This window comes from Kitasatospora griseola (assembly GCF_044999035.1).
GTDB lineage: Bacteria > Actinomycetota > Actinomycetes > Streptomycetales > Streptomycetaceae > Kitasatospora > Kitasatospora griseola.
The window spans coordinates 521,364-539,438 of the sequence record NZ_CP173360.1 but is presented as its reverse complement, the minus strand read 5'-3'; the positions used below and the strand labels follow the sequence as shown (position 1 = coordinate 539,438).

Here is an 18,075-nt window from a genome sequence, read left to right as displayed (position 1 = left end):
TCCGGCCCGACCCGCGGGCCTGCGGCACGTACCCGGTGATGCCGCACCGAGCAGCCCTGACGCCGTCGAACAACGCCTAACCATCGAACAGTGCGCCCTGGCCGACGACACCACGGTTGTCGGTGGCGGGTGCGACGCTGCCGGGATGACTCCTTGGAACCTGCTCGATCTCGACCGGGCCCTGCGGGCCAGTTGGGCCGCCGACACCTGTTCGCCGGACGACCTGCTCAGGGCCGGGTGGGGGCCGGAGAACCCGGCGTGGGGGCAGTGCGACATCACCGCGCTGGTGGTGCACGACCTGTTCGGGGGCGAGTTGCTGGTCGGGAAGGTGTACCGGGGCGGGGAGCAGCAGGGGTTCCACTGGTGGAACCGGCTGCCCAGCGGCGCGGAGCTCGACCTGACGCTCGAACAGTTCCGGGACGGTCAGACCGTCACGGAGGGCCGGGTCCTGGCCCGTCCGGTGGGGCCGACGCGGCACCGCTGGGCGGAGTACCTGCTGCTGCGCGAGCGGGTCGGCGAGCGGCTCGGCGGCTTCCCGGAGCCGGCGGCCTGACGGCGGGTCGGGCGGGGCCGGTGTGCGCCGATGGGCGCAGTGCGGCGGGCCCCGAGGGGCGGGGGAGGGCGACGATCGGCGGACAGGAGGCTCGCGCGCGGGGCGCGGGCGGAGAGGTTCGCCATGGGTATGGATCGTCGGCGGTTTCTGACTGTCGCTGCGGTGGCGGCGGCAGGAGTGGCCACGGGGGCGGGGAGTGCGGGGGCGGTGGGGGCGTTCCCGGCCAGAGCGCGGGGCTGGCGGGCGGCGCCGCCGGACTGGCAGGCGCTGCGGAGACGGCTGGGGGACCGGCTGGTGCTGCCCGCCGACTCCGGGTACGGGACGGCGCGGCTCGGGTTCAACGAGCTGAACGACGGTCAACTGCCCGCCGCGGTCGCCAAGTGCCTCTCGGCGGACGACGTCCGGGCCTGTCTGGACGTGGCGCGCGGCCACGGCATCCCGATCGCGGCACGCAGCGGCGGTCACAGCTACCTCGGCTACAGCATCCCCGCCACCGGCCTGGTGATCGACCTGCGCGGCATGGCGGACGTCAAGGTGCACCGGGACGGGAAGGCCGAGGTCGGCGCGGGCGCGCGGCTGATCGAGGTGTACGCGGGCCTGGCGGCGGCCGGGCGGCTGCTGCCGGCCGGGAGCTGCCCGACGGTCGGGGTCGGCGGGCTCACGCTGGGCGGCGGCATCGGCGTGCTGGCCCGCAAGTACGGGCTGACCTGCGACCGGCTCGGCTCGGCCCAGCTGGTGACCGCCGACTCCGCCCTGCACACCGCCTCGCCCGGCCGGAACGAGAACCTGTACTGGGCGCTGCGCGGCGGCGGGGGCGGAAACTTCGGCGTGGTCACCCGGTTCACCTTCGACACCGCGCCCGCGCCCGGCCTCACCGTCATCTCGCTGGCGTTCCCCGCCGGATCCGTGCCGCAGGTGCTCGGCGCCTGGCAGGAGTGGGTGGCCCGCGCGCCCGAGGAACTGTGGGCCAGCTGCCAGATCGCCGGCGGCAGCCCGCCGAGCTGCCGGGTCGTCGGCTGCTGGGTGGGCGACCCCGACGGGGCGAACCAGCAGGTCGACCGGCTGGTGAGGGCCGCCGGAACGACGCCGACCAGCCGGACCGTCGCCCCCAAGGACTACCTGGCGGCGATGAAGTACATGGCGGGCTGCTCCAAGGACACCGTCGCCCAGTGCCACCCCACCTGGGAGGGCGGCCGGCTCACCCGGACCGGATTCGTCGCCGTCTCCCGAATGCTCGGACCCCGGCCGATCGACCCGGCGAAGGTCACCGACCTGATGACCGGCCGCATCGGCATCGACCTGCTGCTCGACTCGCTCGGCGGCGCCGTCGGCGACCTCGGACCGGGCGACACCGCCTTCCCGCACCGCAACTCGCTCGCCAGCGCCCAGGTGTACGCCTCCGCCACCCCCGCCACCGAGGCCCGGGTGAAGGCCGCGGTCGACGCCGTCCGCGACGGTCTGGCCGGCCTCGGCGCGCACGGTGCGTACGTCAACTACATCGACGCGACGCTCCCGGACTGGGGCCGTGCCTACTACGGCGAGAACCTGTCACGCCTGCAGCTGATCGCCCGCCGGTACGACCCCGACGGCGTCTTCGCCTTCCCGCAGTCGGTCACCGCCGCGTCCGGCGGCTTCGGACGAGCCGCCTGAGGCCGCGGGCCGGGGCGTCCGGGGTCGGCTCCGGGAAGCGCGGCGACGGGCCGTCCGGCAGGTCGGGGCCCGACCGGGGAGCCGACGAGCGGCCGTCGCGACCTGGTGCGACGCCCGTTCAGGAGACCCGGCGGCGTAGCAGGTAGGCGCCGGAGGCCGCCGCGAGGGCGGCCATGCAGGCGGCGAAGACCAGGCCCGCGTGGGTGAGGCCGAGGGGGCGGGCGAGCAGGCCGATGCCGATCACCGGGATCGAGATGCCGAAGTACGCCACCACGAACAGCGCGGACAGCACGCCGCCGCGCTGCTCGGCGGGGGCCGCGCCCGCGACCTCGTCGACCGCGCCGCGCAGGCCCATGCCCTGGCCGATGCCGCCGACCAGGGCGGCCAGGACGAGCGGCGTCAGGGTGTCGGTGGCGAGGGAGAGGGCGAGCAGGCCGAGCCCGGCGATCAGGACCAGACAGCCCAGCGGGATGGCCCGGGCCGCGCCCAGCCGGGGAACCAGGAGCTGACCGGCCGTCGAGGCGAAGAAGGCCAGGCAGACGATCGCGCCGACCGCGGCGTGGTTGTGCACGCCCAGGTCCTCGGCGAGGAACGCCGGACTGACCGAGGTGAACACGCCGAGCAGCGAGAACCCGGCGAACGCGGCGATCCCCGCCGGGACGAACACCCCGCGCACCTGCGGCGGCAGGTCCGGCCGCCGGGGCCGCGCGGTGCGCAGCGGGCGGGCGCCGGCCACCGTCTCCGGAAGGAGCCAGGTGACGGCGAACGAGACCGCCAGCAGCGCCAGGTGGACCAGGTAGGGCAGCGTCAGCGGGTGCGAGGTGTACTCGGCGAGCAGCCCCGACAGCAGCGGTCCGAGACCGAGGCCGCCCATGTTCGCGGCGGTGGCGGCGAACCCGGCCCGGGCCCTGCGGTCGGGCGGGGCGAGCTCCAGCACGTACGCGGTGGCGGTGCCGGTGAACAGACCCGCGGAGAAACCCGACAGCAGCCGGCCGACGAACAGCAGTGCCAGCCCCTGCTCGGCCAGGAACGCGACCGCCGCCCCCGCCGCGCACCCGAGACCGCACAGCAGCACCGGTCGCCGCCCCACCGCGTCCGACACATTGCCGACCAGCAGCAGCACTCCGATCACGCCCAGTGCGTAGACGGCGAACACCACCGTCACCATCAGCTCGGAGAACCCGATCTGTTCCTGGTACAGCCCGTACAGCGGCGTGGGCAGCGTGGTCCCCGCCATGCAGACGGCGAACGCGCCCGCCGCCCCCAGGTACCGCAGACGCCGACGACCGGTCATCCGCCCACCGTAACCGCGGGCCTGCCGCGCGATCCTGCGGCAGGGCGGGGCGAACTGCCAGGTCAGCCCGTTCGCGGCAGTGTCGGCGGCGCGCGGTTGAATGGGCGGCATGACCGTTCGCGACCTGCTGTCCTCGCTGCCCGAACCCGCCGAACTGCGCGCCCGCTGCCGGGCGATCGCCCTGCTCGACGCGATCCTCGACGACTACGCCCCCACGCACGCGTTCGTGCCCGGCTGGCGGGACGGCGTGGACCTGGCGTCCATGGACAACGGCTCGGGCGACCACTACGCGATCGTGTTCGACGCGGCCGGGGTGTTCCTCCACGGGTTCGACCACGAGAGCGACGCCACGCCGTGGCGGGAGGCCGAACGCGCGCACTGGCCGGGCCTGCTCGACGGACTGCCGGCCTCGCTCGCCCACTACGCGCAGGCGCCGGAGTTCCAGTTCATGGACTTCTTCGACGCCACGGTCTGCGTCTGGCGCGAGACCGCCGACACCGCGTGGCGCTGCGGCCCGGTGGAGTTCGCCCCCGACGAGCGGGACGGCGCCGACTGGATGTTCGACCTCGTCGCGGACGGCACCCCCGAGGCGTACGTGGACTTCGCCGAGGACTACTTCGAACGCCCCGTCGCCCGGGACGCGGTGGCGGCGATCCTGACAGGCGCTCCGCTCACCCGCGAAACGGTCGCGGCACTCGCCCCCGCCAAGGACTTCGCCACCGTCGCCGCGCAGGCCCGCAAGCTGGGCTGGGACGTCCCGGAGCCGGCCGCCGGCTGACCGGGCGGGGTGCCTGCGCGCCCGTCGGCGCGGTCAGTGCGCGGTGTCGACGTGTTCGTCGTGGTCGATGTTGCCGAACCACCATTCGGCCCCGTCGATGCCGGCCGCCCAGCGGTCCATGACGTGTTCGACCGCGGGAGGGCCGGCTGTCAGGGCGACGGTGACGACGACGAAGCGCAGGTCCGACGGGGCCTCGGCGATGCCCCCGAGCTCCCCGATCGCGTCCCGGAGTCCGGCGAGCGACTCGGGTGCGAAGCAGCCGCGCCTCGCCGCCTGAACGCACAGGTTCCCGCCGGGCTCCACCACCGTGAACCGGCCGTCGTCGCCGACCCGGAGCACATCGCCGGCCGCGCAGCCGAGCGTCAGCCCCGGGCTTCCGGCCAGTTCGAACAGGCCGGGCTCCAGGAACAGCGCCGGCAGCACTTCGAACACCGGCTCCCCCTTGGAGTGGCCCGCCAGGAGGCGAAGGTGCGTGCGGGTCGGCGGCTGGGGATCGGGCGTCATGCGGGGGATCGTCCCACACGGCCGGGACGGGGCCGGTGCCGGGCGGCTCGATATGAGTGCCGTTCATGGCTCACGCATGTCGCTTGTTGGACTCTCGCCTCCGGCCGGTCGCATCATCGCACCACTTGGCGGGACCGAAACGCCCGACGCCCAGGCGAGGAGTGGACTTGGTGCAGAAACCGGAAGTGGCCGTGGAATCGACGGGCCCGGCTCCGGCCCGGTGGATTGCGGGCTTCCTGGCCCTGTCGCTCATCTGGGGGGCCAGCTTCGCCCTGATCAAAGTGGCCGTGGACGCGGAGGTTCCGCCGATCTGGGTGGCGCTCTGGCGGTGCCTGTTCGGGGCGCTGACCCTGGCGGCGATCCTGGCCGTTCAGCGCTCGGGGCTGCCGCGGGACCGGGCGACGTGGGGGCATGCGCTGGTGGTGGCGCTGTTCCTGAACTCGATGCCGTTCGCGCTGCTCGCCTTCGGTGAGACGCAGGTCAGTTCGGTGCTGGCCGGTGTGATCAACGCGACGACGCCGCTGACCACGCTGTTCTTCGTACTGCTGCTGGTTCCGCAGGAGCAGCTGACGTCGCGTCGGCTGGTCGGCCTGTTCACCGGCTTCTGCGGGGTGCTGGTGGTGCTGGGCATCTGGCAGGGGCTGGGCGACGCGACACTGACGGGCGCCGCCGCCTGTCTGGGGTCGACGCTGTGCTACGGGGCCGGATTCGCCTACACCCGGCGGTTCTTCGCGGGCCGTCAGGGCTCCGCAGTCGCTCTGTCGACCACACAACTGATCTGCGCCACAGCGGAGTTGGCCATCGCTGCGCCCTTGATGGCCGGGGCGCCCGGGTGGCCGGGCCGGCCCGCCGCGGTGAGTCTGCTGGCCCTCGGCGCGCTGGGCACCGGCGTGGCCTACATCCTCAACCTCCGCCTCATCCGGGAGGCCGGGCCGACCATCGCCTCCACGGTCACCTATGTGATCCCCGTGTGGTCGACCCTGTTCGGCACCCTGCTGCTGTCGGAGCCGCTGAGCTGGAACACCGCGGCCGGTGCCGTCCTGGTGGTCGCGGGCGTCCTGCTCGCCCGGGCGCCGGGCCGCCCCCGCCCGCCGGCGTCGGGGACGTCCGGGCCGCCGGCCGCCTCCGTCGCGGAGCCCGAGGGGAGACTCAGACGGTGACGGGGGCCTCGCGGTGGCTGCCGGCGTCGGCGTCGGCAGTGGGCCGCAGGTCGAGCGGCCGGGTCCGCACCGGCAGCGGGAGATCCCGGTCGGCGGGGAGCGGGCCGCTGTCCTGACCGTCCGTCAGATGCCGGCGGCACCACGCGGTGAGGACTTCGGCCAGCGGATGCCAGGGGCGGTCCGCCGGGCCGGTCAGGGTGAGGCTGCGGGTGACGCGCTGGGCCAGCGGCACCATGACCAGCCGGTGGTCCAGCATCGTCGCCGTCAGCCCGGGCACGATCGACACGCCGATTCCGCTGCGGACCATGGTGAGCAACGTTCCCATGTCCCGGACCCGGTGCGCCCCGGGCAGCGGCCTGCGCGCCAGCCGGTACGCCTGCCGGACGTACTTCTCGCAGCCCCCGGTCGACAGGATCAGCGGGTCGTCGTCGAGGTCGGTGACGTCGATCCGCGGCTCGGCGGCGAGCGGGTGGTCCCGTCGCAGCAGCGCCTGGAAGGTGTCGGTGGACAGCAGGACGCCCTGCTCGGACGGCGGGCCGACCAGGACCGAGAGCTCGACGGCGCCGCGCCGCAGCCACTCCTCGACCTCGCCGTCGTCGCCCTCCAGGAGCACCACGTTCAACTGCGGGAACGCCTCCCGCCAGCGCCGTAGGAGGGTCGGCAGAACGCCCTGACAGGCCGTCGGCGGGGCGGCCAGCCGCACCGTCCCGGACGGCTGCCGGTTGCGCCGGGCCGCCAGTTCGCAGATCGCCGCGTGCGCGGCCACGGCCTGCCGGGCCGGGACGAGGATCTGCTCGCCGAACGCCGTGGGGCGGGGCCGGCCGGTGCGCACCAGGACGGCGGCGCCGAGCGAACGCTCCAGCGCGGCCACCGAGTGCGACACCGCGGACTGGCTGACGTCGAGCTCGTCCGCCGCGCCGCTGAAGCTGCCGCTGTCGAGGACGGCGAGGAAGGCGCGCAGGTGCGTGATGCCGACGTTCATGAAAGCCCCTCAGCTGGCCCGGCACGTCATCGATTTCCCTCATGATGCTGCGGCCCGGAACGGGTCGCAATCACCGCCGCGGACCCGCCCGGGCCTCGGCGGGGCGGCCGGTGCTGCGCCGGGCGGGTGAGGTGCGCGTCGTTCGGGTCCGGGTTGCGGGGGAGTGGGCGGGGTGGATGCCACAGTGGCGGGGTTCCGATCATCCGACGGGTGTGCGGGCGGCCGGCGGATCCGGCCGGTGCGTGGCGCATCCGATGCACGTGAGCGAGGACGGTGGACTCCCATGGTCCGTGGCATCCCCCGGTCCTGGCGGGTGGCGGCGCTTCCGCTGGCCGTGGCACTGCTGGTCACGGCCGTCGCGCCCGCCGCCGCGGACCCGGAACCGCCGCCCCACGCCGTGGCCGTCGGGGCGGAACCGCCGCCGCCCGAGGAGGTGACCGCCGGGTCGGCGCTCGAAGAGTTCGGCCGCGACCTCGCGGACGCCCGGCACGCCGCCGAGAGCGCGGAGCAGCGGTTCACCGCCGCCGATCTCCAACTCGACCGGAGGAAACGGGAGTCGGCGGACGCCGAAGCCGACGCCGAGCGTGAACGGGCCCGGGTCGTGGAGGCCGAACTGCAGGCCGCGCGACTGGTCGGCGAGCTGTACCGCAACGGTTCGCTGGGCTCGCTCGGCCCGGTCGCCCGACTCTTACTCTCCGGCAATCCGGAGGAGTTCTTCGGCCGCCAGTGGCGGGCGTTCGAGCAGACCCACACCACCGCCGAGGTGCTCGGCGAACTGCGCGAGGCCCGGGCCCGGCTGGTGCTGGCCGCCGACCAGGCCCGGCAGGCCGAACAGGCGGCGGCCACCGCCTCGCAGGACGCCCAGCGGGCCCTGGACACGGCCCGCACCGCGGCCGACCGCACCGCCCGACTGCTCGAATCCACTCCCGCCGACCAACTGGACCTGCTGGAGCAGCTGGAGCGCGACCGCGCCGACCAGGCCCGCGAGGAGATGCTCGCCGCCGGGACGTTCGGTCCCGGCGGCAGCGCGTCCGAGGCCGGCCGCCAGGCCATCGCCTACGCCCTCGCCCAGCTCGGCAAGCCCTATCGGTGGGGCGGCACCGGCCCCGACGCGTACGACTGCTCCGGCCTCACCTCGCAGGCCTGGCAGTCCGCCGGCGTCAGCATCCCGCGCACCAGCGAGGAGCAGTGGGCGGCGCTCAAGCGGATCCCGCTGCGCGAGCTGCGCCCCGGCGACCTGGTCGTCTACGACAACGACGCCGGCCATGTCGCCCTCTACCTCGGCGGCGGCACCGTCGTGCACGCCCCGCACACCGGGACGGTGATCAAGCTCGCCCCTGTCCCCATGCTGCCGATCCTCGGCGCGGTCCGCCCCGACCCGCAGGCCCCCTCCGCGCGCACGGACGAGCCCCCGGCCCCGTTCGCGGACACCGACGAGTCGCCGGGGTCGTCCGACGAGTGATCGCCCGCGTGGCCGGCTGCCTCAGCGGCCGGCGGTGATCGGGCGGACCTGGGTGCCCGGCTGCGGTGCGGAGCGGCGGTCCTGCGGGTTGGCGCCCTCCCAGTGGACGGTGAGGTGCCCGGTGTCGTCCGGCGGGGTCAGCACCATCGAGGTCACCTTGAATTCGGCCTGGCCGCGCTGCCCGCGTCCCCGGTAGGGCAGGTAGTCGATCAGCACGGACGCCGTCCCGCCGGGCGGCAGGGTCACCGTGCGGGTCTGCGACGTCCGGGCCCGGGGCAGGCTCCAGGTGGTTCCGTCGCTGATCAGGTCGATGCCCGGGAAGCCCTGCAGGGTGCAGGTGGCCGCGCTGCGGTTGGCGAGTTCGATCCGCTCCACCACCGGCCCGTCCGAGGCCGCCGCCGCCGAACCCGCCGACACCGTCGCCCGCAGGTCCGCCGCCGTGCACCGGCGCGTCCCGGCCCCGGCGGGGGCGGCGGGCGCGGTCTCCAGGACGGGTGAGACCTGCAGTTCCGCCGCGACGGGCACCGCGGGCGCGGCCGGGGCGACCGGCCCGGACGGCCGCTCCTCGGCGCACGCGGTGAGGGACACGCCCAGGGCCGCCACCACGGCGGTGGCGGCGGACAGCTGACGGACACGCATGATCGGTTCCACCCCGTGATCCCGGCGGCCCCGCATCGGGAACCGCGCCGAAACTGACGGCCGATCACCCCTCGAACCCACCCCCGGGACCGGCACGTCCACCATGCTGTCCCCCGCCGATCAACAACGGATCAACACCGACGTGACGCCCGGTCCACGTGACGCCCGGGCCCGGTGCCGGCGCGGCTCAACGGGCGGCTCGACGGGCGGCTCAACGGGCGGCCAGGCCGAGGTGATCGCGGAGCGTGTCGCCCCGGTACTCGGTTCGGAAGACGCCGCGTTCCTGGAGGAGGGGAACGACCTTGTCGGCGAACTCGTCGAGGCCGGTGGGGGTGAGGTGCGGGGCGAGGATGAAGCCGTCGCCGGCGTCCTCCTGGACGAAGCGGTTCATCTCCTCGGCGACCCGGGCCGGGGTGCCGATGAACGACTGGCGGCCCGTCACCTCGATGATCAGCTCGCGGACGGACAGCCGCTTGGTCGCGGCGAGCGCCCGCCACTCGTCGGCGACGGCCAGCGGGTCGCGGGTCATCCGGACCGAGGCGCGGCCCCGGGCGATGGTGTGTTCGCCGATCAGCGGGTCCTGCGCGGGGAGCGGGCCGTCCGGGTCGAGGTCGGACAGGTCGCGGTTCCACACCTGTTCCAGCAGCCGGATCGCGGTCTGTCCGCTGACCTGCTGACGGCGGATCAGGGCGGCCCGCTCGTGCGCCTCGACGTCGGTGTCGCCGAGCGCGAACGTCACCGAGGGCAGGATCTTCAGCTCGTCCCGCTGCCGACCGTACCGGGCCAGCCGACCCTTGACGTCCGCGTAGAACGCCTGCCCGGCGAACAGTGTGCCGTGCCGGGAGAAGATCGCGTCGGCGGACGCGGCGGCGAACTCGCGGCCCTGGTCGGAGTCCCCCGCCTGGAAGATCACCGGACGTCCCTGCGGTGCGCGCGGCACGTCGAACCGGCCGGAGATGTCGAACTCCGAGGACCGGTAGGCGAATCGGCCCGCGTCCGGGTCGTTCAGGAACTTCCCGGACGCGCGGTCGGCGAGGAGCTCGTCGCCGTGCCAGGAGTCGAACAGCTGCCAGGACGCCTCCAGGAACTGCCGGGCCCGCGCGTACCGGTCCTCCTCCCGCAGGAACCCGCCGCGGCGGAAGTTCTCGCCGGTGAACGCGTCCCAGGAGGTCACCACGTTCCATGCCGCGCGGCCCGCGGAGAGGTGGTCCAGTGAGGCGAACTGCCGTGCCACCTCGTACGGTTCGTTGAACGTCGAGTTGATGGTGCCGGCCAGGCCGAGCCGGTCGGTGACGGCGGCGAGCGCCGCGAGCACGGTGAACGTGTCCGGCCGGCCGACCACGTCCAGGTCGTAGATCCGCCCGTGCTGCTCGCGCAGCCGCAGGCCCTCGGCGAGGAACAGGAAGTCGAACTTGGCGCGTTCGGCGGTCCGTGCGAAGTGCGCGAAGGACGAGAACTCGATCTGGCTCCCGGCCGCCGGGTCGCTCCACACCGTGGTGTTGTTCACGCCCGGGAAGTGCGCGGCCAGGTGGATCTGCTTGACGGGCTTGCTGCTGCTGGTCATGACGGGGCGATCCTTCCGGGGCGTCAGACGGTGGCGGCGGTCGCGGCGGTGGCGGCGGTGGCGGCCAGGCCGACGGTGGCGGTGGCGGCGTAGCGGTTGGCGGGGCGCGGCAGGCCGAGCAGGCCGCGCAGCGTGGACGCCTCGTAGGCGGTGCGGAACCGGCCGCGCCGCTGGAGCTCGGGTACCAGGCCGCGGGTGATCCGCTCCAGGTCGTACGGCAGCGCGCCCGGGCGCAGCCGGAAGCCGGTCAGGCCGGTGGCCGCCAACTCCTCGATCAGGTCGGCGAGTTCGCCCGCCGTCCCGGTGAAGATCCGGGCATCGCTGCGGTACTCGGCGCCGGCCGAGTCGTTCAGCCGGGCCAGCCGGTCGGCGGCCGCGCCGGGCCGATCGTCCAGGAACACCACCAGGTCGGCGAAGACGTGCACGGTCTCGTCGCCGCGCCCGGCGGCCTGTTGCGCGTCGCGGATCTCGGCCAGCGCGGCCCTGGCGTCGTGCGGCGTGTGCGGGGTGATGAACGCCAAATCGGAGGACCGGGCGGCGAGTTGGTAGGGCTCGGTGCGGTGGGCGACGGAGGCGACGATCGGCTGGCCCTGCGGCGGGCGCGGGGTGATCGACGGGCCGCGGACGCTGAACCGCGACCCGGTGAAGTCGATGTAGTGCAGCTTGGCGCGGTCGACGAAGCGGCCGGTGCCGGCGTCGCGGATCTCCGCGTCGTCCTCCCAGCTGTCCCACAGCCTGCGCAGCACCTCGACGTAGTCCGCCACCTCGCCGAACTCCTCGGCGAGGGTGGCCAGTTTCTGCGGGGTGTCGGGTTCGTCCAGGCGCAGCAGGGCGGCCTCGCGGCGGCCGAAGTGGGCGGCCTCGTCGGGGCGGGCGGAGACCTTCACCCGCAGGCCGGCCCGCCCGGAGCTGACGAAGTCGAGGGTGGCCACCGCCTTGGACAGGTGGAACGGCTCGGTGAACGGGACGACGGCCGTCGGCACCAGGCCGATGTGCCGGGTCAGCGGGGCGATCCGGGCCGCGACCAGCACCGAGTCCAGCCGCCCGCGCACCCGGTCGGTGCGGGCGTCCGGCGCGAACGGGTCGTCGGACTGGAGGCTCAGGCCGTCCTCGAAGGTCAGCAGGTCGAGCAGCCCGTGCTCGGCCTCGGCGGCCAGGTCGGCCCAGTACCGGGCGGTGAACAACTCCGCCGGCCTGGCCTCCGGCTCCCGCCACGCGGCGGGGTGCCAGCCGGCGCCGTCCAGCGCGACGGCCAGGTGCAGGGGTGTGGACGTGTTTTCGGGCATGGCGAACCGCTCCTGTTCAGAAGGAAGGTGACGGCACGCCGGCCACGGGGCGGCAGCAACGCGAAGGAACGCCCGGGCGCGGCGCGGATCGGACGGTGACGACGGATCAGGCGGTGACGACGGATCAGGCGGTGACGACGGATCGGACGGCGACCGCGGGCGCCGGACAGAGCGCGGTGGTCACCCGCAGCAGATCGATGTGCAGTCGGGCGGCCAGCACCCAGCCCGGGCGGGCGACGGCGCCCGGCCGGCCCACGTGTCCGAACCGCACCGCCGCCACCTCCTCCGCCTTCGCCGCTTTCGCTGCTCCTGCCTCCGTCGCACCGTAACCCCGTGCCGAGACCGCGCACAACGCTGTTCACCGAGCGGTAACGAACGGCCCCGAACAGCCCCGAACGAACCCGAACGAATCCGACGGAGGCGATCGGCGGGCGGGGCAAGGGACTTGCGTCCCGGCGAGGGCGGGGGAGCGGGGACCGATGGCCCCGGGCGGGAGGACGTACGGGTCCTGGGTCCGGCGGGCCGCGGGTTCGTAGCGTGAAGGCACGCCCGTTGCGTGGGGCCCGTCGGCGCCAGGGCGAGGTGTACGGAGTCCAGGAGGACCGCATGTTCTGTTACCAGTGCGAGCAGACCGACCGTACCGGGACGGTTCCCGGGTGCGCGGGCGCGATCGGCAACTGCGGCAAGGATGCCGCGACTTCCGATCTGCAGGACCTGCTGATCCATGCGGCGAAGGGAGTCGCCCAGTACGCCGCCGAGGCCCGGGCGCTCGGGGCGGCGGACGACGAGGCGGACCGGTTCCTGCTGTACTCGGTGTTCACCACGCTGACCAACGTCAACTTCAACCCGTCCCGGTTCGGCGCCATGATCCAGCAGGCCGTCGCCCACCGCGACCGGGCCCGCGCCGCCTACGAGCAGGCGGCCCGTGCCGCCGGCCGCGAACCGCGCGAACTGACCGGCCCCGCCGCCTGGCAGCCCGCCGCCGACCCGGACGCGCTGCTGAAGCAGGCCGCCGACGTCCGGGTGGACGCCGGCCTGGCCCTGGTCGGACCGGACGTGGTCGGCCTGCGCTCGCTGCACCTCTACGCACTGAAGGGCATCTGCGCGTACGCCCACCACGCGCACGTCCTCGGCAAGGAGAGCGCCGAGGTGTTCGCCGGCGTGGCGGACGCCCTCGCCTACCTCGCGGGCGAACCCACCGACGCCGCCGAGCTGTTGGAGCGCGCCGTCGGCCTGGGCCGGCTCAACCTGACCGTGATGGAACTCCTGGACGCCGCCAACACCGGCGCGTACGGGCCCCAGCAGCCCACCGCGGTGCGCACCACGCCCGTCGAGGGCAAGGCGATCCTGGTCAGCGGCCACGACCTGCACGACCTGGAGCAGCTGCTGGAGCAGACCACCGGCCAGGGCATCAACGTGTACACCCACGGCGAGATGCTGCCCGCGCACGCCTACCCGCTGCTGAAGGCCTACCCGCACCTGGTCGGCAACTACGGCGGCGCCTGGCAGGACCAGCAGCGCGAGTTCGCCGCGTTCCCCGGCCCGATCCTGATGACCTCCAACTGCATCATCGAACCCCACGTCAGCTACCGCCGACGGATCTTCACCACCGGCCCCGTCGGCTGGCCCGGCGTCCGCCACCTCTCCGAGGGCGACTTCACCCCCGTCCTGCAGGCCGCCCGAGCGCTGCCCGGCTTCCCCGCCGAACCGGAGCCCGCGCCCGAGAAGCTGCTCACCGTCGGCTTCGGCGCCGACGCCGTCCTCGCCGTCGCCGACCGCGTCACCGCTGCCGTCCGCAGCGGCGCGATCCGGCACTTCTTCCTGGTCGGCGGCTGCGACGGGCCCACCCCCGGACGCGACTACTACACCGAGTTCGCGGTCGGTGCGCCCGCCGACACCATGGTGCTCACCCTCGGCTGCGCCAAGTACCGCTTCAACGGGCACGACTTCGGCGAGATCGGCGGCATCCCGCGGCTGCTCGACCTCGGCCAGTGCAACGACACCCACTCCGCGATCCGGATCGCCGTCGCACTGGCGGAGGCCTTCGAGTGCGAGGTGAACGACCTGCCGCTGACCCTGGTGCTCTCCTGGACCGAGCAGAAGGCCGTCGCCGTGCTGCTCGCCCTGCTCGCCCTCGGCATTCGCAACATCCACCTCGGCCCGACGCTGCCCGGCTTCCTCACGCCCGACCTGGTCGACGCGCTGGTGCAGCGCTTCGACCTGCGGGTGATCGGCGACCCGGCCGCGGACCTCGCCGCCGCGCTCGAACCGGCCGGGAAGTGACCGGCCACCAGGTGGTCCTCACCACCACCGACGGCGCCCGCCTGGAGCTGTGCTGCCCGCCCGGCGGCACCGTGCTGGAGGCGGCCGCCGAGGCCGGGGCCGCGCTGCCCGCCTCCTGCAAGCAGGGCACCTGCGGCTCCTGCCACGCCACCGTCACCTCCGGCGAGTACGACCTCGGCCCGCACAGCGCACTGGCGCTGCCGCCCGACGAACTCCCGCACGGCGGCGTGCTGCTGTGCCGCACCGTCCCGTGCGGGCCGCTCACCGCGGAACTGCCCTACCCGCAGTCGCGGATCCTGTACGGCGGGGTGCCGGAACGGGCGGCGGAGGTCGAGTCGATCACCACCGTCGCCCGGGACACCGTCCACCTCGTCGTCACCCTCACCGACAGCCCCGACTGCCAGTTCGACGCCGGCCAGTTCGTCGAACTCGAACTGCCCGGCACCGGGGTCCGCCGCGCCTACTCGCTCGCCAACACCGGCAACTGGGAAGGCCGGATGGAGTTCTACGTCCGACTCCGCCCGGACGGCGCGTTCTCCGGCCCGCTCGCCGAACGGGTCCGCCCCGGCGACCCGCTGACGGTCCACGGCCCGCAGGGCGCCTTCGGCCTCCACGAGACCGGCCTGCGCCCCCGCTGGCTGCTCGCCGGCGGCACCGGCCTGGCCCCGCTGCTCGCCATGGCCCGCCAGATGGCCGAGTGGCAGGACCCGCAGCCGGCCCGCCTGTTCCTGGGAGCCAACACCCCCGCGGACCTGTTCGGCGACCCGGAGCTCAAGGCGGTCACCGCCGAACTCCCGTCCTTCCAGTACGAGTTCACCGTCCGCGAGGCCGATCCCGGCTGGACCGGCCCGGTCGGCACCCCCGCCGACCTGCTCGCCCGGGCGCTCTCCACCCACACCGGCCCGGCCCCCGATCTCTACGTCTGCGGCCCCCCGCCCATGGTCGACGCGGTCCGCGGCGCCGCCCCCGGCTGCCAGGTCTTCCACGAGCGCTTCCTGGCCACCTGAACACCCGACCGCCGCACCCCTCCTCCCCGCTCACCGGGAGGAGGGGTGCGGCGGCGTTTCCCCTCGGCGGGTGTGCTCAGACGCTGACGACGGTGGTGCCGGCAGCTTCGAGCGCGGCGAGTTCGTCGGCGGGGGCGTCGGTGTCGGTGACGAGGATGTGCAGGCTCGCGGCGGGGGCGACGCGGGCGAAGGCGGTGCGGCCGAGCTTCCCGGCGGACGCGGCCACGACGGTGCGGCGGGCGGCGGCCATCGCGGCCTTCTTCACGGTGGCGTCGTCGAGGTCGTAGGCGGTCAGGCCGTCGGCGGCGCTCAGGGCGCAGCAGCTGAGGACGGCGGTGTCGAAGCGCAGGGCGTTGATCGACGCGAGGGCGAGGGGGCCGGTGAGGGCGCCTTCGGTGGCTCGGGGGCGGCCGCCGGGGACGAGGAGGGTGGCCGGTCCGGGGGTGTCGCCGAGGACGTGGATGGCGGGCAGCGACAGCGGCATGACGGTGACGGGGCGCTCGCGCAGGAGGCGGGCGACCTCCAGGCAGGTGGTGCCGCTGTCGAGCAGCACGCTCTCGCCGTCGGCGACGAGGGCGGAGATACCGGCGGCGATGCGGCGCTTGGCGTCGACGGCTTCGCGGGCGCGCAGCGCGAACGGGGGTTCCTCGCCGCGCAGCAGCAGGGTGCGGGCGCCGCCACGGAAGCGCTCCAGGGCGCCCTGGGTGGCGAGGGTGTCCAGATCGCGGCGGATGGTCATCTCGGAGGCGCCGGTGAGTTCGGCGAGTTCGAGGACGGTGGCGCTGCCCGCGTCCCGCACGGTCTGGGCGATCAGGGTGTGGCGCTCCGCGGTGTTCATACCGGAATTGAACCGCACTTCGAAGCAAACAATTGGGGTGTTCGATTCTCCGGGTTTCGCACATCTCGAATGTTCGTTATGGTCGACGGCATGGAACGCTCGCTCCGGGCCGCCCGCGTGGCGACCTACGTCTACTTCGTCCTGTGCGGCACTCTGATGGGCGCCTGGGTCGTGCACATCCCCGCCGTCGAAGCCCGGGTCGGCATCAGTCACGCCACCCTCGGCGGCCTGCTCGTCCTGCTGGGCCTGGGCGCCTTCGGCGGCATGCGGGCCGCGGGCCGCCTGACCGACCGCCTCGGCGCCCGCACCGTCGTCCCCGCCTCCGGCGCCGTGTGCGCCGCCTCCCTGGTGCTGCCCGCCCTGGCGCCGAACCCGTGGACGCTCGCCGGGGCGCTACTGGTCTTCGGCTTCGCCAACGGCTGCCTGGACGTCGGCATGAACGCCCACGCCGTGCACGTGGAGAAGGCGTACCGGCGGCCCGTCATGTCCGGTTTCCACGCCACCTTCTCGGTCGGCGGCGTGATCGCCGCCGGTGCCGCCGCCGCGGCCACCGCCGTCGGGGCCGGGCCGGTGGCCACCCTCGCCGTCCTCGGCGCGCTCGGCCTCGCCACCGCCCTGCTCGCCGCCCGCGCCCTGCTGCCCGACGCCGCGGCCGCGGACGAAGCCGACGAGGGGACCGACACCCCGGCTGCGACCGCCGACAGCGGCCAGGTCCGCCGACAGATCCGGATCTTCGCCGTACTGGCGCTGATGGTCATGCTCAGCGAGGGCGCCGCCAACGACTGGAGCGCCCTGCACCTGAGGGACGTCCTCGGCGCGCCCGCGAGCACCGCCGCCCTCGCGTACGGCACCTTCGCCGCCGCGATGACCACCGGACGCCTGCTCGCCGACCGGATCGTCGGCCGCCACGGCCCGACCGCCGTCCTGCGCCACGGTGCGGCCACCGCCGCCGTCGGCATCACGATCGCCGCGCTCACCCCGTGGGTGTGGGCCGCGTTCCTCGGCTGGGCGCTGTTCGGCCTCGGCCTGTCCGGCTGCGTGCCCCAGCTCCTCAGCGCCGCCGGCCACGCCGACCCCGCCGCCGCGGGCGCCAACGTCTCCCACGTCGCCGGACTCGGCTACCTCGGCATGCTCGCCGGACCCGCCGTCATCGGCTGGCTCACCCACCTCACCGCCCTCAACCACACCTTCCTGCTGCTCACCCTGATGTGCGCCGCCACCGCCGCCACCGCCGGGATCCTTCGCACCACCGCCACCCCGGGTTCCCCCGGCAGCGACCGCGCGGCCTCCCCGGCCCCTGCGGGCAGCCACTGACTGCCTGCGCGGCCCGGGCCCCGCGCAGCCGCCATCGGCAACTGGCTCCCGGCCCACGCGGCCCGACCGCCCGGCGCCGGGAATCCGGGTGCGCCGACGGTGTGTTGCAGCGATCGTCGGAAACCGTTCGGAGTCGGAGGCCTCAGTTGAAGTTCGTGGCAATCGTCGGAAGCCTGCGCGCGGGCTCGTACAACCGCGCGGTCGCGCTCAACGCCGCCGAACTGTGCGACCCCGGCACCGAATTGACTCTCTTCGACGACCTCCGCGCCCTCCCGTGGTTCGAACACGACGTCGAGCTCGTCGCCCCGCCTGCCGCCGTCCTCGCCTTCCGCGCCCGACTCGCCGACGCCGACGCCGTCCTGATCACCAGCCCCGAATACGCCGCCGGCATGTCGGGCGTCCTCAAGAACGCCCTCGAATGGATCGTCGGCGGCGGCCAGCTCGTCGACAAACCGGTCGCCGTCATCACCGCCTCCCCCGCCACCACCGGCGGTGAACGCGCCCGCGCCTGGACCACCGAGACACTCCGGATGATGGGCGCCGAAGTCCTCCCCGAGTCCCTGTCCATCCCGTCCGTCGGCACCAAGATCAAGAACGGCCGAGTGACGGACGAAGCCCTCCGCACCCAACTGCGCGAGGTGCTGGCGGCGATGGGCCGCGCGGCGAAGCAGAAGGCCGAACCGGCGGCCGCCGAAGACTGAACGGCCTGCCTCCGCATCGTCAGTTTCCGGGCATGCGGCACCAGTTGGTACCGTGGCACT

17 protein-coding genes are annotated in these 18,075 nt (G+C 74.3%); 9 read left to right on the top strand and 8 right to left on the bottom strand.

Going from position 1 to position 18,075, the window contains the following annotated elements; all coding sequences use genetic code 11:
* Positions 1-145 precede the first annotated feature (145 nt).
* Both ACI1MP_RS02590 and ACI1MP_RS02585 read left to right on the top strand, forming a co-directional pair.
* Entirely contained in the window at positions 146-553 is a 408-nt protein-coding gene (locus ACI1MP_RS02590; protein ID WP_100584407.1) for a hypothetical protein, read from the top strand.
* Positions 554-760: 207 nt separating this feature from the next.
* A complete protein-coding gene (locus ACI1MP_RS02585; RefSeq protein ID WP_404867587.1) occupies positions 761-2,203 on the top strand; it encodes an FAD-binding oxidoreductase in 1,443 nt (480 codons plus the stop codon).
* A 118-nt stretch (positions 2,204-2,321) separates the two neighbouring features.
* Here ACI1MP_RS02585 and ACI1MP_RS02580 read toward each other — a convergent pair whose 3' ends face one another.
* Complete coding sequence (locus ACI1MP_RS02580) at positions 2,322-3,497, bottom strand: MFS transporter (protein ID WP_404867586.1); 1,176 nt, start codon at positions 3,495-3,497, stop codon at positions 2,322-2,324.
* A 109-nt stretch (positions 3,498-3,606) separates the two neighbouring features.
* On the opposite strand from ACI1MP_RS02580, the gene ACI1MP_RS02575 reads away from it, so the two are divergent.
* Positions 3,607-4,275, top strand: coding sequence for a hypothetical protein (locus tag ACI1MP_RS02575; protein ID WP_380331501.1), 669 nt, complete (start codon positions 3,607-3,609; stop codon positions 4,273-4,275).
* Positions 4,276-4,308: 33 nt separating this feature from the next.
* Here the strand turns inward: ACI1MP_RS02575 and ACI1MP_RS02570 are convergent, their stop codons facing one another.
* Positions 4,309-4,779, bottom strand: coding sequence for a DUF4265 domain-containing protein (locus tag ACI1MP_RS02570; protein WP_380331498.1), 471 nt, complete (start codon positions 4,777-4,779; stop codon positions 4,309-4,311).
* A 170-nt stretch (positions 4,780-4,949) separates the two neighbouring features.
* Here ACI1MP_RS02570 and ACI1MP_RS02565 point away from each other — a divergent pair, with 170 nt between their 5' ends.
* Positions 4,950-5,939, top strand: a complete 990-nt coding sequence (locus tag ACI1MP_RS02565; protein ID WP_404867585.1) for a DMT family transporter — start codon at positions 4,950-4,952, stop codon at positions 5,937-5,939.
* Here ACI1MP_RS02565 and ACI1MP_RS02560 read toward each other — a convergent pair.
* Positions 5,929-6,921: a LysR family transcriptional regulator gene (locus ACI1MP_RS02560; protein ID WP_404867584.1), complete on the bottom strand. Its 993-nt coding sequence runs from the start codon at positions 6,919-6,921 to the stop codon at positions 5,929-5,931. The two genes, ACI1MP_RS02565 and ACI1MP_RS02560, sit on opposite strands and share 11 nt — an antisense overlap.
* Positions 6,922-7,204: 283 nt before the next feature.
* Here ACI1MP_RS02560 and ACI1MP_RS02555 point away from each other — a divergent pair, with 283 nt between their 5' ends.
* The gene (locus tag ACI1MP_RS02555; RefSeq protein ID WP_404867583.1) at positions 7,205-8,383 is read left to right on the top strand and encodes an NlpC/P60 family protein; all 1,179 of its coding nucleotides are present in this window, start codon (positions 7,205-7,207) and stop codon (positions 8,381-8,383) included.
* Between the two features lie 21 nt (positions 8,384-8,404).
* On the opposite strand, the gene ACI1MP_RS02550 is transcribed toward ACI1MP_RS02555, so the two are convergent.
* The 4 genes from ACI1MP_RS02550 to ACI1MP_RS02535 form a co-directional block, all read right to left on the bottom strand.
* Positions 8,405-9,022, bottom strand: a complete 618-nt coding sequence (locus ACI1MP_RS02550) for a DUF4232 domain-containing protein (RefSeq protein ID WP_380331486.1) — start codon at positions 9,020-9,022, stop codon at positions 8,405-8,407.
* A gap of 211 nt (positions 9,023-9,233) precedes the next feature.
* Positions 9,234-10,586, bottom strand: a complete 1,353-nt coding sequence (locus ACI1MP_RS02545; protein ID WP_380331483.1) for an NtaA/DmoA family FMN-dependent monooxygenase — start codon at positions 10,584-10,586, stop codon at positions 9,234-9,236.
* Positions 10,587-10,609: 23 nt separating this feature from the next.
* Positions 10,610-11,872, bottom strand: coding sequence for an LLM class flavin-dependent oxidoreductase (locus tag ACI1MP_RS02540; protein ID WP_404867582.1), 1,263 nt, complete (start codon positions 11,870-11,872; stop codon positions 10,610-10,612).
* Between the two features lie 124 nt (positions 11,873-11,996).
* Positions 11,997-12,143: a hypothetical protein gene (locus ACI1MP_RS02535; RefSeq protein WP_380331478.1), complete on the bottom strand. Its 147-nt coding sequence runs from the start codon at positions 12,141-12,143 to the stop codon at positions 11,997-11,999.
* A 335-nt stretch (positions 12,144-12,478) separates the two neighbouring features.
* Here ACI1MP_RS02535 and hcp point away from each other — a divergent pair, with 335 nt between their 5' ends.
* Both hcp and ACI1MP_RS02525 read left to right on the top strand, forming a co-directional pair.
* Positions 12,479-14,155, top strand: a complete 1,677-nt coding sequence (gene hcp, locus ACI1MP_RS02530; RefSeq protein WP_404867581.1) for a hydroxylamine reductase — start codon at positions 12,479-12,481, stop codon at positions 14,153-14,155.
* Positions 14,152-15,162, top strand: coding sequence for a 2Fe-2S iron-sulfur cluster-binding protein (locus ACI1MP_RS02525; RefSeq protein ID WP_404867580.1), 1,011 nt, complete (start codon positions 14,152-14,154; stop codon positions 15,160-15,162). The genes hcp and ACI1MP_RS02525 overlap by 4 nt, the downstream gene beginning before the upstream one ends.
* Positions 15,163-15,238: 76 nt before the next feature.
* On the opposite strand, the gene ACI1MP_RS02520 is transcribed toward ACI1MP_RS02525, so the two are convergent.
* Positions 15,239-16,000, bottom strand: a complete 762-nt coding sequence (locus ACI1MP_RS02520; protein ID WP_380331469.1) for a DeoR/GlpR family DNA-binding transcription regulator — start codon at positions 15,998-16,000, stop codon at positions 15,239-15,241.
* Between the two features lie 90 nt (positions 16,001-16,090).
* On the opposite strand from ACI1MP_RS02520, the gene ACI1MP_RS02515 reads away from it, so the two are divergent.
* Together ACI1MP_RS02515 and ACI1MP_RS02510 are read left to right on the top strand one after the other, a co-directional pair.
* Positions 16,091-17,314, top strand: coding sequence for an MFS transporter (locus tag ACI1MP_RS02515; protein ID WP_404867579.1), 1,224 nt, complete (start codon positions 16,091-16,093; stop codon positions 17,312-17,314).
* A 155-nt stretch (positions 17,315-17,469) separates the two neighbouring features.
* Positions 17,470-18,015 carry an NADPH-dependent FMN reductase gene (locus ACI1MP_RS02510; RefSeq protein ID WP_404870757.1) on the top strand — a complete coding sequence of 182 codons (546 nt, stop codon included), beginning with the start codon at positions 17,470-17,472 and terminating at the stop codon, positions 18,013-18,015.
* Positions 18,016-18,075 lie beyond the last annotated feature (60 nt).

Coding starts and splice junctions, on each gene's coding strand:
- ACI1MP_RS02560 (WP_404867584.1), bottom strand. CDS start 6,921: ATGAACGTCGGCATCACGCACCTGCGCGCCTTCCTCGCCGTCCTCGAC.
- hcp (WP_404867581.1), top strand. CDS start 12,479: ATGTTCTGTTACCAGTGCGAGCAGACCGACCGTACCGGGACGGTTCCC.
- ACI1MP_RS02545 (WP_380331483.1), bottom strand. CDS start 10,586: ATGACCAGCAGCAGCAAGCCCGTCAAGCAGATCCACCTGGCCGCGCAC.
- ACI1MP_RS02515 (WP_404867579.1), top strand. CDS start 16,091: ATGGAACGCTCGCTCCGGGCCGCCCGCGTGGCGACCTACGTCTACTTC.
- ACI1MP_RS02555 (WP_404867583.1), top strand. CDS start 7,205: ATGGTCCGTGGCATCCCCCGGTCCTGGCGGGTGGCGGCGCTTCCGCTG.
- ACI1MP_RS02590 (WP_100584407.1), top strand. CDS start 146: ATGACTCCTTGGAACCTGCTCGATCTCGACCGGGCCCTGCGGGCCAGT.
- ACI1MP_RS02550 (WP_380331486.1), bottom strand. CDS start 9,022: ATGCGTGTCCGTCAGCTGTCCGCCGCCACCGCCGTGGTGGCGGCCCTG.
- ACI1MP_RS02575 (WP_380331501.1), top strand. CDS start 3,607: ATGACCGTTCGCGACCTGCTGTCCTCGCTGCCCGAACCCGCCGAACTG.
- ACI1MP_RS02540 (WP_404867582.1), bottom strand. CDS start 11,872: ATGCCCGAAAACACGTCCACACCCCTGCACCTGGCCGTCGCGCTGGAC.
- ACI1MP_RS02580 (WP_404867586.1), bottom strand. CDS start 3,497: ATGACCGGTCGTCGGCGTCTGCGGTACCTGGGGGCGGCGGGCGCGTTC.
- ACI1MP_RS02520 (WP_380331469.1), bottom strand. CDS start 16,000: ATGAACACCGCGGAGCGCCACACCCTGATCGCCCAGACCGTGCGGGAC.
- ACI1MP_RS02570 (WP_380331498.1), bottom strand. CDS start 4,779: ATGACGCCCGATCCCCAGCCGCCGACCCGCACGCACCTTCGCCTCCTG.